The 14,097-nt window shown below is 45.0% G+C and carries 11 protein-coding genes, 9 tRNA genes and 2 rRNA genes (1 of these 22 running past the window's edge); 21 read left to right on the top strand and 1 reads right to left on the bottom strand.

Going from position 1 to position 14,097, the window contains the following annotated elements; translation table 11 throughout:
• The 12 genes from N5C46_RS13755 to rocF form a co-directional block, all read left to right on the top strand.
• Positions 1-1,998 (top strand): 23S ribosomal RNA (locus N5C46_RS13755); it begins 938 nt to the left of the window's first position.
• Positions 1,999-2,150: 152 nt separating this feature from the next.
• Positions 2,151-2,267: ribosomal RNA gene (rrf, locus tag N5C46_RS13750) — 5S ribosomal RNA — on the top strand.
• 8 nt (positions 2,268-2,275) lie between these two features.
• A tRNA-Asn gene (locus N5C46_RS13745) sits at positions 2,276-2,350 on the top strand.
• Positions 2,351-2,352: 2 nt separating this feature from the next.
• Positions 2,353-2,425: transfer RNA gene (locus tag N5C46_RS13740), tRNA-Thr, on the top strand.
• Between the two features lie 20 nt (positions 2,426-2,445).
• A tRNA-Glu gene (locus N5C46_RS13735) sits at positions 2,446-2,520 on the top strand.
• 40 nt (positions 2,521-2,560) lie between these two features.
• A tRNA-Val gene (locus tag N5C46_RS13730) sits at positions 2,561-2,636 on the top strand.
• A gap of 53 nt (positions 2,637-2,689) precedes the next feature.
• A tRNA-Thr gene (locus N5C46_RS13725) sits at positions 2,690-2,765 on the top strand.
• Between the two features lie 13 nt (positions 2,766-2,778).
• Positions 2,779-2,862, top strand: a tRNA-Tyr gene (locus N5C46_RS13720).
• 68 nt (positions 2,863-2,930) lie between these two features.
• Positions 2,931-3,005, top strand: a tRNA-Gln gene (locus N5C46_RS13715).
• Positions 3,006-3,009: 4 nt separating this feature from the next.
• Positions 3,010-3,082 (top strand) — tRNA-Lys (locus N5C46_RS13710).
• Between the two features lie 44 nt (positions 3,083-3,126).
• Positions 3,127-3,202, top strand: a tRNA-Ala gene (locus N5C46_RS13705).
• A gap of 250 nt (positions 3,203-3,452) precedes the next feature.
• Positions 3,453-4,355: an arginase gene (rocF, locus tag N5C46_RS13700; RefSeq protein WP_034765818.1), complete on the top strand. Its 903-nt coding sequence runs from the start codon at positions 3,453-3,455 to the stop codon at positions 4,353-4,355.
• 56 nt (positions 4,356-4,411) lie between these two features.
• Here rocF and N5C46_RS13695 read toward each other — a convergent pair whose 3' ends face one another.
• The gene (locus N5C46_RS13695) at positions 4,412-4,573 is read right to left on the bottom strand and encodes an aspartyl-phosphate phosphatase Spo0E family protein (protein WP_034765819.1); all 162 of its coding nucleotides are present in this window, start codon (positions 4,571-4,573) and stop codon (positions 4,412-4,414) included.
• A gap of 166 nt (positions 4,574-4,739) precedes the next feature.
• On the opposite strand from N5C46_RS13695, the gene sigW reads away from it, so the two are divergent.
• From sigW to N5C46_RS13650, 9 genes are all read left to right on the top strand, one after another.
• Positions 4,740-5,303 carry an RNA polymerase sigma factor SigW gene (gene sigW / locus N5C46_RS13690; RefSeq protein WP_034765821.1) on the top strand — a complete coding sequence of 188 codons (564 nt, stop codon included), beginning with the start codon at positions 4,740-4,742 and terminating at the stop codon, positions 5,301-5,303.
• 15 nt (positions 5,304-5,318) lie between these two features.
• Positions 5,319-5,948: an anti-sigma factor family protein gene (locus N5C46_RS13685; protein ID WP_229596921.1), complete on the top strand. Its 630-nt coding sequence runs from the start codon at positions 5,319-5,321 to the stop codon at positions 5,946-5,948.
• Between the two features lie 235 nt (positions 5,949-6,183).
• A complete protein-coding gene (cdaA, locus tag N5C46_RS13680; RefSeq protein ID WP_034765824.1) occupies positions 6,184-7,020 on the top strand; it encodes a diadenylate cyclase CdaA in 837 nt (278 codons plus the stop codon).
• Positions 7,013-8,254, top strand: a complete 1,242-nt coding sequence (locus N5C46_RS13675; protein WP_261749097.1) for a CdaR family protein — start codon at positions 7,013-7,015, stop codon at positions 8,252-8,254. The genes cdaA and N5C46_RS13675 overlap by 8 nt, the downstream gene beginning before the upstream one ends.
• Before the next feature lie 24 nt (positions 8,255-8,278).
• Complete coding sequence (gene glmM, locus N5C46_RS13670; RefSeq protein ID WP_159360938.1) at positions 8,279-9,628, top strand: phosphoglucosamine mutase; 1,350 nt, start codon at positions 8,279-8,281, stop codon at positions 9,626-9,628.
• A 505-nt stretch (positions 9,629-10,133) separates the two neighbouring features.
• Positions 10,134-11,936: a glutamine--fructose-6-phosphate transaminase (isomerizing) gene (glmS, locus tag N5C46_RS13665; RefSeq protein ID WP_261749096.1), complete on the top strand. Its 1,803-nt coding sequence runs from the start codon at positions 10,134-10,136 to the stop codon at positions 11,934-11,936.
• 364 nt (positions 11,937-12,300) lie between these two features.
• A complete protein-coding gene (locus N5C46_RS13660; protein WP_252189264.1) occupies positions 12,301-13,035 on the top strand; it encodes a YveK family protein in 735 nt (244 codons plus the stop codon).
• Positions 13,022-13,678: a CpsD/CapB family tyrosine-protein kinase gene (locus N5C46_RS13655; RefSeq protein ID WP_261749095.1), complete on the top strand. Its 657-nt coding sequence runs from the start codon at positions 13,022-13,024 to the stop codon at positions 13,676-13,678. The genes N5C46_RS13660 and N5C46_RS13655 overlap by 14 nt, the downstream gene beginning before the upstream one ends.
• A 262-nt stretch (positions 13,679-13,940) precedes the next feature.
• Positions 13,941-14,096, top strand: a complete 156-nt coding sequence (locus N5C46_RS13650) for a hypothetical protein (protein ID WP_261749094.1) — start codon at positions 13,941-13,943, stop codon at positions 14,094-14,096.
• The last annotated feature ends 1 nt before the right edge of the window (position 14,097 follow it).

The raw sequence follows: 14,097 nt of genomic DNA, 5'->3' as shown, positions 1-14,097 counted from the left end.
CGGGTTACCGAATTCAGACAAACTCCGAATGCCAAAGACTTATCCATGGGAGTCAGACTGCGAGTGATAAGATCCGTAGTCGAAAGGGAAACAGCCCAGACCACCAGCTAAGGTCCCAAAGTATACGTTAAGTGGAAAAGGATGTGGAGTTGCTTAGACAACCAGGATGTTGGCTTAGAAGCAGCCACCATTTAAAGAGTGCGTAATAGCTCACTGGTCGAGTGACTCTGCGCCGAAAATGTACCGGGGCTAAACGTATCACCGAAGCTGTGGATTGACACCTCTAGGTGTCAGTGGTAGGAGAGCGTTCTAAGGACTGCGAAGCTAGACCGTAAGGACTGGTGGAGTGCTTAGAAGTGAGAATGCCGGTATGAGTAGCGAAAGATGGGTGAGAATCCCATCCACCGAATGCCTAAGGTTTCCTGAGGAAGGCTCGTCCGCTCAGGGTTAGTCGGGACCTAAGTCGAGGCCGATAGGCGTAGACGATGGACAACAGGTTGATATTCCTGTACCACCTCTTTTCCGTTTGAGCAATGGGGGGACGCAGGAGGATAGGGTAAGCGCACTGCTGGATATGTGCGTCTAAGCAGTTAGGCTGATGATGAGGCAAATCCCGTCATCGTGAAGGCTGAGCTGTGATAGCGAGCGAATTATAGTAGCGAAGTTCCTGATTCCACACTGCCAAGAAAAGCCTCTAGCGAGGAAAAAGGTGCCCGTACCGCAAACCGACACAGGTAGGCGAGGAGAGAATCCTAAGGTGAGCGAGAGAACTCTCGTTAAGGAACTCGGCAAAATGACCCCGTAACTTCGGGAGAAGGGGTGCTCTGGTAGGGTGCAAGCCCGAGAGAGCCGCAGTGAATAGGCCCAGGCGACTGTTTAGCAAAAACACAGGTCTCTGCGAAGCCGTAAGGCGAAGTATAGGGGCTGACGCCTGCCCGGTGCTGGAAGGTTAAGAGGAGTGCTTAGCGCAAGCGAAGGTGCGAATCGAAGCCCCAGTAAACGGCGGCCGTAACTATAACGGTCCTAAGGTAGCGAAATTCCTTGTCGGGTAAGTTCCGACCCGCACGAAAGGCGTAACGATCTGGGCACTGTCTCAACGAGAGACTCGGTGAAATTATAGTACCTGTGAAGATGCAGGTTACCCGCGACAGGACGGAAAGACCCCGTGGAGCTTTACTGTAGCCTGATATTGAATTTTGGTACAGCTTGTACAGGATAGGTAGGAGCCTTGGAAACCGGAGCGCCAGCTTCGGTGGAGGCATCGGTGGGATACTACCCTGGCTGTATTGAAATTCTAACCCGCGCCCCTTATCGGGGTGGGAGACAGTGTCAGGTGGGCAGTTTGACTGGGGCGGTCGCCTCCTAAAGAGTAACGGAGGCGCCCAAAGGTTCCCTCAGAATGGTTGGAAATCATTCGCAGAGTGTAAAGGCACAAGGGAGCTTGACTGCGAGACCTACAAGTCGAGCAGGGACGAAAGTCGGGCTTAGTGATCCGGTGGTTCCGCATGGAAGGGCCATCGCTCAACGGATAAAAGCTACCCCGGGGATAACAGGCTTATCTCCCCCAAGAGTCCACATCGACGGGGAGGTTTGGCACCTCGATGTCGGCTCATCGCATCCTGGGGCTGTAGTCGGTCCCAAGGGTTGGGCTGTTCGCCCATTAAAGCGGTACGCGAGCTGGGTTCAGAACGTCGTGAGACAGTTCGGTCCCTATCCGTCGTGGGCGCAGGAAATTTGAGAGGAGCTGTCCTTAGTACGAGAGGACCGGGATGGACGCACCGCTGGTGTACCAGTTGTCTTGCCAAAGGCATCGCTGGGTAGCTATGTGCGGAAGGGATAAGTGCTGAAAGCATCTAAGCATGAAGCCCCCCTCGAGATGAGATTTCCCATCACGTAAGTGAGTAAGATCCCTAGAAGATGACTAGGTAGATAGGTCAGAGATGGAAGCATGGCGACATGTGGAGTTGACTGATACTAATCGATCGAGGACTTAACCACAAAGAGTCATTATTTTAATGAACAACAATTGGTCGATATTCGGCTTTCTTGACATCAATCCTTTATCTAGTTTTCAGGGAATAAATTTTCATTTATACCTTGATTTTTATCGAAAATATTATATAATAATATTTGTCATTGTAAGCAATATGTCTGGTGATAATGGCGAAGAGGTCACACCCGTTCCCATGCCGAACACGGAAGTTAAGCTCTTCAGCGCCGATGGTAGTTGGGGGATCTCCCCCTGTGAGAGTAGGACGTCGCCAGGCCAAATCATTCCGCAGTAGCTCAGTGGTAGAGCTATCGGCTGTTAACCGATCGGTCGCAAGTTCGAATCTTGCCTGCGGAGCCATTGCTTCCATAGCTCAGCAGGTAGAGTGCTTCCATGGTAAGGAAGAGGTCACCGGTTCGAGCCCGGTTGGAAGCTTTTATTTTTTTTAACAAACCGGCCCATTGGTCAAGCGGTTAAGACACCGCCCTTTCACGGCGGTAACACGGGTTCGAATCCCGTATGGGTCACCAAAGTTTTTTGAGAAAGCAAAATAACTTACCATTACATAACGGAGGATTAGCTCAGCTGGGAGAGCATCTGCCTTACAAGCAGAGGGTCGGCGGTTCGATCCCGTCATCCTCCACCAAAGATTTTTGCGCCAGCAAAATATCTTTCCTTAAGCTCTTATCAATTCAATATGCCGGTGTAGCTCAACTGGTAGAGCAACTGACTTGTAATCAGTAGGTTGGGGGTTCAAGTCCTCTTGCCGGCACCATTGTTTTTTAGCTGGAGGGGTAGCGAAGTGGCTAAACGCGGCGGACTGTAAATCCGCTCCTTCGGGTTCGGCAGTTCGAATCTGCCCCCCTCCACCATTTTGTATATTTCAGTGTAAAATGGACATCCTATAAATGTCCCTTTTTTATGCCATTCACGTAATTATTGGGCTATAGCCAAGCGGTAAGGCATCGCACTTTGACTGCGACATGCGTTGGTTCGAATCCAGCTAGCCCAGCCATTACGAGCCATTAGCTCAGTTGGTAGAGCATCTGACTTTTAATCAGAGGGTCGAAGGTTCGAATCCTTCATGGCTCATCACACATTTTCTCACATCTCTTGGTGTGAGAATTTCTCTATATGGGGCCTTAGCTCAGCTGGGAGAGCGCCTGCTTTGCACGCAGGAGGTCAGCGGTTCGATCCCGCTAGGCTCCACCAAAGATATTTCTTAAATGCAAAAATATCTATCCGTTAATGAAGCGAAAAAATCATCATACATACGACATGATTAGACCTTGAATCTCTTAGGAGATTTGAGGTTTTTTTGTTTCACTAATATTCTTACATCCCATCATCAAAAACCCCTCTGTCCACGTATATATATACACAATCCTGTCCAGTTGAGTCATCGGTCTTACTAGGGATACAATAGGGACAGGACGTAAATTTTGAATAGGGGGAATTTTTGATGAAACGAAATATTTCAATTATTGGTGTACCGATGGATTTAGGTCAAATGCGCAGAGGTGTGGATATGGGACCGAGTGCGATTCGCTATGCCGGTATCGTTGAGCGACTTGAGAATCTCGGATATGACATCAAGGACCTGGGTGATATTGAGATCGGGCAGGCTGAACGTGTACATAATAATCCTGATACAAATTTACGAAATTTGAAAGCGGTTGCTGAAGCGAGTGAAACGCTTGCGGGTAAGGTGAATGATGTCATCGGCAGCGGGGATTTCCCATTGATCTTTGGTGGGGACCACAGTATTGCGATTGGAACATTGGCAGGGGTTTCTCCTCATTATGAGAACTTAGGGGTGATCTGGTATGATGCCCACGGTGATTTGAATACGGGAGATACCTCTCCGTCCGGGAATATTCACGGGATGCCCCTGGCTGTGAGCCTTGGGATCGGCCATGAGGATTTAACGGGTATCGGGCAAAGTTCACCAAAGATCAAGCCGGAGAACATCGTCATCATCGGAGCACGTTCTTTAGATGAAGGAGAAAGAGAGTTAATTAAGGAAAAAGGCATCAAAGTATATACGATGCATGAAATCGACCGCCTGGGAATGACAAGGGTAATGGAAGAATCCATTGATTACTTGAAGGGAAGAACGGATGGGGTTCATCTATCACTTGATTTGGACGGCCTGGATCCAAGTGATGCACCTGGAGTCGGGACGCCTGTCCTTGGTGGGATCAGCTACCGCGAGAGTCATTTGGCGATGGAGATGCTTGAGGAGTCTGGATTGATTACGTCTGCTGAATTCGTGGAGGTAAATCCCATCCTGGATGAGAAGAACAAGACAGCTACGGTTGCCGTTGCGCTGATGGGATCTCTTTTTGGAGAGAAGTTACTATAATAAATGTCAAAAAAGGCTGGAATCCTCTAAGGATTCCAGCCTTCATCTATTTCCCTTCAATGGTGCTTGACCACTTGATATTGATTTAACAGATCGTCAAGACGAGTACTCAAATCAACTACTTGCTCATCGGCAAAGGAAGACTTTAATGCTAGTTCGACCATTTGGCGACGGCAGTCTTCAATTTGAAATAATAAATCATTCATTCTTCTCCTCATTTCGAGATCCTCCCGCAATAGAAATATTAGTTCCTTTATACCCCTTTTCTAATAAATGTAAACACATTTCCCTAAAAATTTGTTAGGATAATAATATAAAAAAATTGAAACCTTTTGATAGGGTACTACGTATATAAATATAGCCGCATAGAGCGGAGGTTGTGAAATGGAAGCGTTAGTGAATAAACGGATAAAACAAGTATTGAAAGGTGATCAAAATGCCTTTGCAGAATTGGTCGAGCTTTATAAAGATAAAGTGTTCCAAATTTGCTTTCGGATGCTGGGGAATCGTCATGAGGCAGAGGATATCGCCCAAGAGGCATTTATTCGGGCATACGTAAATATCGAGACTTTTAATCAAAAGAGAAAGTTTTCGACATGGCTGTTCAGGATTGCGACGAATCTTTGTATCGACCGGATCAGGAAGAAAAAGCCGGATTACTTCCTGGATGCAGAGGTGGCAGGAACGGAAGGATTGACGATGTACTCACAGGTGGCTGCTGATGTTCAGCTCCCGGAAGATGAAGTGGAGAATATGGAGTTGCAGGAGACCATACAGAAAGAAATTTCCAAGTTGCCGGAGAAATATCGATCGGTCATCGTTTTAAAATACATTGAAGAGCTCCCGCTTCAGGAAATCAGCGAAATACTGGATTTACCGTTAGGAACGGTTAAAACGAGAGTACATAGAGGGCGAGAAGCCCTCAGAAAACAATTACGATCACTGTAGAGAGGGTGAGTGAACATGAAGCCTTGTCCTGAAGAAATCATTGACTATATGCACGATTATTTAGATGGAGACTTAAATAGGGAAAAAGAAGAAACGCTGAAACATCATTTGCAGGAATGCAGCGAGTGTCAGCACCATTTCCATGAATTGAAAAAAGCGATTGCGTTTGTACAAAGCACATCCCATATCAGTGCTTCTGCAGACTTTACAGATAAAGTCATGGCGGGATTACCGAAAGAGAAGAAGAAGATAGGGGTACAGAGATGGTTCCGTCACCACCCGTTACTTACGGCTGCGGCCCTGTTCCTGTTCTTTATGACAGGAAGTTTCCTTACCTCCTGGAATGATGAGGACTTCTCATTTACGAAAAATACTAAATTAGTCGTTCAGGATCATACGGTTGTCGTACCTGAGGGGGAAGTCGTAAAGGGTGATCTGACCGTCCGGAATGGTGATGTGAAAATAGAAGGAAAAGTCACAGGGAACGTGACAGTCATCAACGGTAATCAGTATCTGGCTTCTGCAGGCAGTGTGACAGGAGAAATCCATGAAATCGATGAGGCGTTTGAGTGGCTTTGGTACCAGATCAAAAAAGGTGCTAAAGACACGTTGGATTGGGGAAATTCGCAACTTGAAGAAAAGTAGGATAAAATAGAGGGGATGGAATGTAAGGTCCGTCCCTAAAGGGCTGACACTTATGATGTTCGTGTCAGTTTTTTTATGCAAAAACGTGAGTTCATGAAGAGAATAGAAAGAATCATGAAGCCGTGGGTGTCTTTCATTTGACAGTGATAAAATGTGCTATAATAGGAACGTTACGAAAATGGAGAAGCCACACATGGCGGCTTACGCTTTCGATTAAGCTATTGGAGGATGTAATATGCCGTTTATCGATATTTTTTCGGATTACTCCGCGCTGGATTATGTCTCTGATATTGTAGATATACTCGTTGTATGGTTTGTAATCTATAAACTGATCATGCTGATAAAAGGAACGAAAGCAGTACAATTATTAAAAGGTATTTTTGTCATCATCATTGTAAGGGGCCTGAGTAGTATCTTTGGTCTCGATACACTGGGGTGGATGATGGAACAAGCCCTCACATGGGGGTTCCTTGCGATCATCATCATCTTCCAGCCTGAACTCCGCCGGGCCCTTGAACAGCTTGGGCGTGGCCGATTGTTCTCAAGGACAGGGCTTCAGGAGGAAGAAGAGCAGGAACAGATGATTGAATCCATGACAAAAGCCGTAAGCTATATGGCAAAGCGGCGGATCGGGGCACTCCTTACTCTTGAGAGGGAGACGGGGATGAGTGATTATATTGAAACAGGTATACCCCTTGATGCGAAAATTTCGTCCCAGCTGCTCATTAATATCTTCATCCCGAATACACCACTTCATGATGGAGCGGTGATTGTACAAAAGAATCAAATCGCAGCAGCCGCATGCTATCTACCGTTATCAGAAAGTCCTTTCATCTCTAAGGAACTGGGAACAAGGCACAGAGCTGCACTTGGTGTCAGTGAAGTGACAGATAGTATCACCATCGTTGTGTCAGAAGAAACGGGAGCTATCTCCATTACGAAAAATGGGGAGTTGCATCGCGACCTCTCTCTGGAGCGCTTCAGGGAAATTCTTACGTTAGAGCTCATTGGCGATAAAACGAATGCTTCCTCGACAAAATGGAGCTTTAGGGGGAAGAAAGAAAATGGATAAATTCATGGAAAGCCGTTGGTTCATGCGTATCGTCGGACTCATGTTAGCTTTCATTCTTTATCTATCCGTGAACTTTGACGATATTCAGAAGACGGCCAACAATAGTAGCGGTACGTCCCAGAATGCGATTGAAACGATCCAGGATGTCCCGCTTGAAGTGTTCTACGATAGTGAGAACCTGGAAGTGTCAGGCTTGCCGGATACGGTGAACGTGACCGTGGAAGGATCAAAAGCGATTGTCCAACAGACGAAAACCCTGAAAGACTTTCAAGTATATGTTGATTTAAATGATATTGGAATAGGTGAACACCGGGTGGACATCCAAATTCAGAACATCTCTGATAAATTGGATGTGAAGATCGACCCTGATTTCGCCAATATTTCCGTACAGGAAAAGGTCACGGAAGAATTCACCATTGAACCTAAATTCAATGAGAGTATACTATCCAATGGATATGAGGCAGAAGGTCTTGCCGTCGATCCGAAATCCGTGAAGGTGACAGGCTCGAAGGATGAGGTAGAGCGGATCGCCTACGTGATTGCCACACTCGATGTAGATGAAGAGATCAATGAAAATGTGACAAGGGAAGCCAGGGTACAGGTACTTGACCGGGAATATAACAAGATGGATGTCCAAGTGGATCCTGAAGTGGTGGATGTGACCGTGTCGGTCGTGAATCCGAGTAAGGCCGTACCAGTCACCATCAAACAAAAAGGAAGTCTTCCGAAGGGTACCACCCTTGAGTCGATTTCAGTGGAACCTAAAGAAGCAACGGTGTTTGGAAGGCAGGATGTACTCGACACAGTGGAAGAACTCCTGGCAGAAGTCGATCTTTCCAAGATCACGAAGGATTCGACCATTACTGTGCCACTTGCCCTCCAGGATGGATTGAATAAAGTGGCTCCTGAAGAAGTGAAAGTCACAGTTGATGTGAACACAACCGAAGAGAAAAGCTTATCCGGGATCGAAATCAAACCTAAAGGATTGGCTGACGAATATGAGTACACCATCATGGAACCTGAAAACGGAGTAGTGGACGTGTCACTGAAAGGTGAGAACGAAGAAGTGAGTAGTGTGAAGAAAGAAGATTTCTCTCTTGCTCTCGATCTTACAGGGCTCGAACCCGGGGAACATGAGGTAGAAATAGAAGCGGAAGGGCCGGAGAATGTTGAATGGACCCTTTCGCAAGAAAAGGTAAAAGTAGAAATTAAAGAAAAGAACACATCAGCATAGAGCTGTAAAAAGGAGAGAATGACAATGGGTAAGTATTTTGGAACGGATGGAGTAAGAGGTGTAGCGAATACCGAATTGACACCGGAATTAGCGTTTAAGCTCGGCCGATTTGGTGGATATGTTCTGACAAAGGATGCTACACGTCCCAAAATATTGATTGGACGGGATACCCGGATTTCCGGACATATGCTGGAAGGGGCTCTTGTAGCGGGACTTCTTTCAATAGGGGCTGAAGTGATGCGCTTAGGCGTGATTTCAACTCCTGGTGTCGCTTATTTAACGAAGGCACTGGGAGCACAGGCAGGGGTCATGATTTCCGCTTCTCACAACCCGGTAGCCGATAACGGAATTAAATTCTTCGGACCGGATGGCTTCAAGCTTTCCGATGACCAGGAAAGTGAAATTGAAGATCTGTTGGACCAAACCGTTGACGGACTTCCTCGTCCGACCGGCGCGGACCTTGGGCAGGTAAGTGACTATTTCGAAGGCGGTCAGAAGTATCTGCAGTATTTAAAACAATCAGTAGACGAAGATTTCGATGGTTTACATATTGCGTTAGATTGTGCACACGGTGCTACATCCGCTCTTGCCACTCACCTGTTTGCTGATCTGGATGCCGATATTTCCACAATGGGAGCATCGCCGAATGGATTGAATATCAATGAAGGTGTCGGGTCCACTCACCCGGAAACATTGGCAGAAATGGTGAAAGAAAAAGGTGCGGATCTGGGTCTTGCCTTTGATGGAGATGGAGACCGGATCATCGCCATCGATGAGCACGGACAGATCGTCGACGGCGATCAGATCATGTATATCTGCGGTAAGTACTTGAAATCACAAGGGCAATTAAAACAGTCTACCGTTGTATCGACTGTAATGAGTAATCTAGGGTTCCATAAAGGGCTTGAAGCGAATGGCATCCAGAGTATCCAGACAGCCGTTGGGGACCGCTATGTGGTAGAAGAAATGAAGAAAAACGGCTACACACTCGGTGGTGAGCAATCAGGCCATATTATCTTCCTCGATTACAATACGACAGGGGACGGACTTTTAACGGGAATTCAGCTGGTGAACATCATGAAGGTGACGGGTAAATCACTTTCTGAACTTGCCGGAGAGATGCAGAAGTTCCCTCAGAAGCTTGTGAATGTACGAGTGACGGATAAGCACCATGTCACGGATAACGATACGGTGAAAAACGTCATTCAAAAGGTGGAAGAAGAAATGAACGGAAATGGCCGTATTCTTGTACGTCCTTCCGGAACAGAGCCTTTGGTGCGTGTAATGGCGGAAGCACCTACGGAAGAACTTTGTGAGCGATATGTGAATGAAATCGTACAGGTCGTCGACCAGGAAATGGGTCTGAACGAATAGTTGATTTTTCATGCACAAGGGGTCAATGTGAGCCTCTTGTGCATATTTAATTAGTAGAGTCCTTTTGAAAGGGTTTATCACTATACTGTGTCGGGAACATGACAAAGGGATAACAACTTCTTGATGTCGTCAGATTTATATTGACGAAGGGAAACCTGCTGGTGTATGATGATTTTGTTTTCGTTTTTCAAATAAAATGGGAATATGATTCAAGAAGGAAAGGTGGATTGTAAGGAATAATCCTATAAAGCGCCAGGACTAAGCGATGGATACGTAAAGGATCGTTTAGTTGACGAGGTGGAGGTTTATCGAGTATTCGGCGGATGCCTCCCGGTTCGCATATGTCACCGGACCGAAAGTTTCGTCCTTAAAACGTTAAGGCAACTTAATGCACAAAGGGAAGAAAAAAGTGACCTAAAAAACTAATGACAAACAGAGATAAGGGGGCAAGTTGTCCCCAAAAGAGTTCTTGCCCCCTTGCATGTTCAGGGAGGATATATTAATTATGTGTGGAATTGTTGGATATATTGGAAGTTCAGATACAAAGGAAATTCTTTTAAAAGGTCTTGAGAAGCTTGAGTACCGCGGATATGACTCTGCAGGCATCGCCGTTCAAAACGATGAAGGGATTCATGTCTTCAAAGAAAAAGGCCGTATTGCCGATCTTCGCGGAATCGTGGATGACAGTGTATCAAGCAACACTGGAATCGGTCACACTCGCTGGGCTACCCACGGTGTACCAAGCCAGGTGAATGCTCACCCTCATCAAAGTAACTCAGGCCGTTTCACGATCGTTCATAACGGAGTAATCGAAAACTACTCTCAACTGAAGCGCGAATACCTGACAGACGTAACGTTCAAGAGTGATACGGATACAGAAGTCATCGTTCAGCTGATTGAAAAGATCGTGGGAGAAGGAAACACAGTTGAGGAAGCGTTCCGTCAAACGCTTATGCTTCTTAAAGGCTCTTATGCGATCGCCCTTTTAGATTCTGAGAACGATGAAACCATCTATGTAGCGAAAAACAAAAGTCCACTTCTTGTCGGTCTTGGAGAAGACTTCAACGTTGTAGCAAGTGATGCTATGGCGATGATTCAAGTAACGGATCAATATGTTGAGCTTATGGATAAAGAAATGGTCATCGTAACGAAGGAAAAGGTCGAAATTCAAAATCTGATCGGTGAAGTAATGGAACGTGCTCCTTACACGGCTGAAATCGATGCCAGTGATATCGAAAAAGGAACATACCCTCACTACATGCTGAAAGAAATCGACGAGCAGCCATTAGTGATGCGTAAAATCATCCAGGCATACCAAAACGAGAACAACGAGCTTCACATCGATGAGCCGATCGTCGGCGCGATGAAAGAAGCGGATCGTGTCTACATCATTGCATGTGGAACGAGCTACCACGCTGGCCTTGTTGGAAAGCAATTCATCGAGAAGAGCGCAGGGATCCCTGTAGAAGTTCATGTAGCAAGCGAATTCAGCTACAACATGCCTCTACTTTCTAAGAAACCATTGTTCGTATTCATCTCACAAAGTGGAGAAACGGCAGACAGTCGTGCCGTACTTGTCCAGATCAAAGAGCTTGGACATAAATCATTGACGATCACAAACGTAGCGGGTTCTACCCTGTCACGTGAAGCGGATTACACATTACTTCTTCATGCAGGACCTGAGATTGCGGTTGCTTCAACGAAAGCGTACACAGCTCAGCTTGCAGTGCTTGCGATCCTTGCACACGTTGCCGGGCAAGCTTGCGGAAACAACCAAGACTTTGACCTTGTTCAGGAACTGGGTATCGTGGCTACTGCCATGGAAGCACTTTGCGATACGAAAGAAGAGTTTGAAGATATCGCACGCGAATATCTTGCAACTACTCGCAATTGTTTCTTCATAGGCCGTTCACTCGACTTCTATGTAGGTCTTGAAGGTGCATTGAAGCTGAAAGAAATCTCTTACATCCAGGCAGAAGGATTTGCCGGAGGAGAGCTTAAGCACGGTACAATCGCCCTAATCGAAGAAGGAACACCGATCGTTGCCCTTGCAACACAGGAAGAAGTAAACCTAGGCATCAGAGGGAATGTGAAAGAGGTAGTGGCTCGTGGAGCAAACCCTTGTATCATTTCCATGAAAGGCTTAGAAGACGAAGAAGATCGCTTCGTCATCCCGGAGGTTAACCCATTGTTAACACCTCTTATCTCTGTCATCCCATTACAATTAATCTCTTACTATGCTGCCCTGCACCGCGACTGCGATGTGGATAAGCCGCGTAACCTGGCGAAATCTGTTACGGTTGAGTAAGGATTGAATAGAAAAAACCGGTTGGTCCGTTTGGGCTGATCGGTTTTTTTCCTATTCTTAAAGGTAAATCTGGTACTAGTTGTATCTAAAGTAACATATAAATACAGTTAGCTGTACTTTGAACTGCTACTTGATACCTAAGGAATTTGAATTTTTCTGAAAATAGTAGTTGACATGTTCTTTATACAGAACTAAAATGAAAGAGGAATAGATTGGAAGAAAAATAAAAGGGGAATTAGCTCGAATCATAAATTTTCAAATCGATTTTCCAGCAAGGATTCTTTTTTTGTTCTGGTTGTTCGTTATAATGAATTAGGTATTCTCTCATATTGTTTCTAAAAAAACTTCAATAAAGGTGGTTTCCATGGGAAGTTCAAAACAATCAAACTATATGGTGAACAATGTCGCGAGAGAAATAAATTTAAGAGAGTATTATGAAGTCATAAAAAAACGGTTATGGCTTATTATTCTTATCACATTCATCACCACGGTTGCCGGGTATGTATACAACTACTATACACAAACGAATCTATATGAATCTTCCAGACGGGTGATCATCGGCTCAGACAGCGGAAATATGAGCACATTAATGGTTATGATTAAGGATCCAATCATTATGGAGAAGGTCAGGGATGAATTGAATCTTTCACGATCACCGGAAGGAATCGCCAATCAAATTACGGTAGCTCAAATTGATGATTCACAAGTCATCAAAATTTCTGCCGTTGATGCCGACCCTAAAGTAGCCATGGCGATTGTAAATTCCACAGCTAAACTTTTCAAGAGTGAAATCGCTACAATATTAGATTTCAAAGAGGTTCAATTATTATCAGAAGCAAAAGAAAATCCATATCCGATCAATCCCTCAGGGAATCGGATTACGATCATCGCTTTTGTCTTAGGAATGATAACAGCTATTGGATTGGTATTCCTATTGGATTCACTGGATCAGACGATTAAAACGAATAAGGATATCGAAGAGTACTTGGATATTACCGTGCTTGGCAAGGTGTCTAACATGAATAAAAAGAAATTTGTCATAAAGCGGAAATCTCAACCTGAAATGGAGTTAAGGGGTGACACAGTTGGCATTAAATAGGAAGAAACAATTAAGTAAGATGAAACGAAGGCATCTTGTCACGTATTCCCATCCAGAATCGATTATTTCTGAACAGTTTCGCGAAATAAGGACGAATATGAAATTCATCAATAAAAGTGAGAACAAAATCTTTCTCGTTACATCTCCCAAGGCTGGGGAAGGGAAATCAACCATGGTCGCGAACCTAGCCGTTTCCATGGCGCAGCAGAAAGAGAAGATACTCGTCATCGATGCCAACCTGAGGGAGCCGATCATTCATTCGATCTTTAAAATTCCGAATGAGAAGGGACTGACCAATGTATTAACCGGTCATACGTCGTTAGAAGATGCACTCTATCAAACGGAGGTCAGTCGACTGGAAGTATTGACAAGCGGTTCCCATTCTTTTAACCCGGCTGAATTATTAGAAACGAGGGGAATGAAGGAACTTCTTAAGAAGCTGGCTGAGTTATATGATGTTGTGCTGATTGATGCTCCTTCTGCGATAAAGTCCACTGAAACGAGAGTCATAGCCAATCAATGCGATGGAGTTGTCTTGGTACTGAATAAAGGGAAGACAGAGATCGAACTGGCGATTGAAACGAAAAAAGTGCTGGAACTGGCCCATGCCAAGATTGTTGGAGCCATTTTAAATGAAGGATAAAATTTTTTTAATTGCAATGTTCGTTATTAAGAATTAATTGTGCGTTAAACTTAAATGTTTTATCGGTGATGTCTCCTTTCCGTTATCCATGGAGGCACTCGGTCATGCTGTGGGTTGAATAAACCTTAGACGCTAAGTCGTCGGTGGTGTGGTGTGAGGATGGGTTAGATGCCCACCATTTTAATGTTTTTATGTAGGGAATCTTTTTTTGAAGATAGCGTACATAAAGACATTAATGAATAAAAGGAGATGGTATGAAGATATGATTCTATTAGATGAACAGCCTAAATCCATTAAGAAAGCGATCAGGTATATAAAGCAGGATGCCTCGAAAGAACAGCTGAAAGAAATAAGAAAGTTATTAGACTACGCTATTTATAAAAGATTGAAAGTACTTGATGAAGGAAAGGAGGTATAGC

This window comes from Rossellomorea vietnamensis (assembly GCF_025398035.1).
In the GTDB taxonomy this organism is placed as follows: Bacteria; Bacillota; Bacilli; order Bacillales; family Bacillaceae_B; genus Rossellomorea; species Rossellomorea vietnamensis_B.
This window is presented reverse-complemented; position numbering and strand designations above follow the sequence as displayed.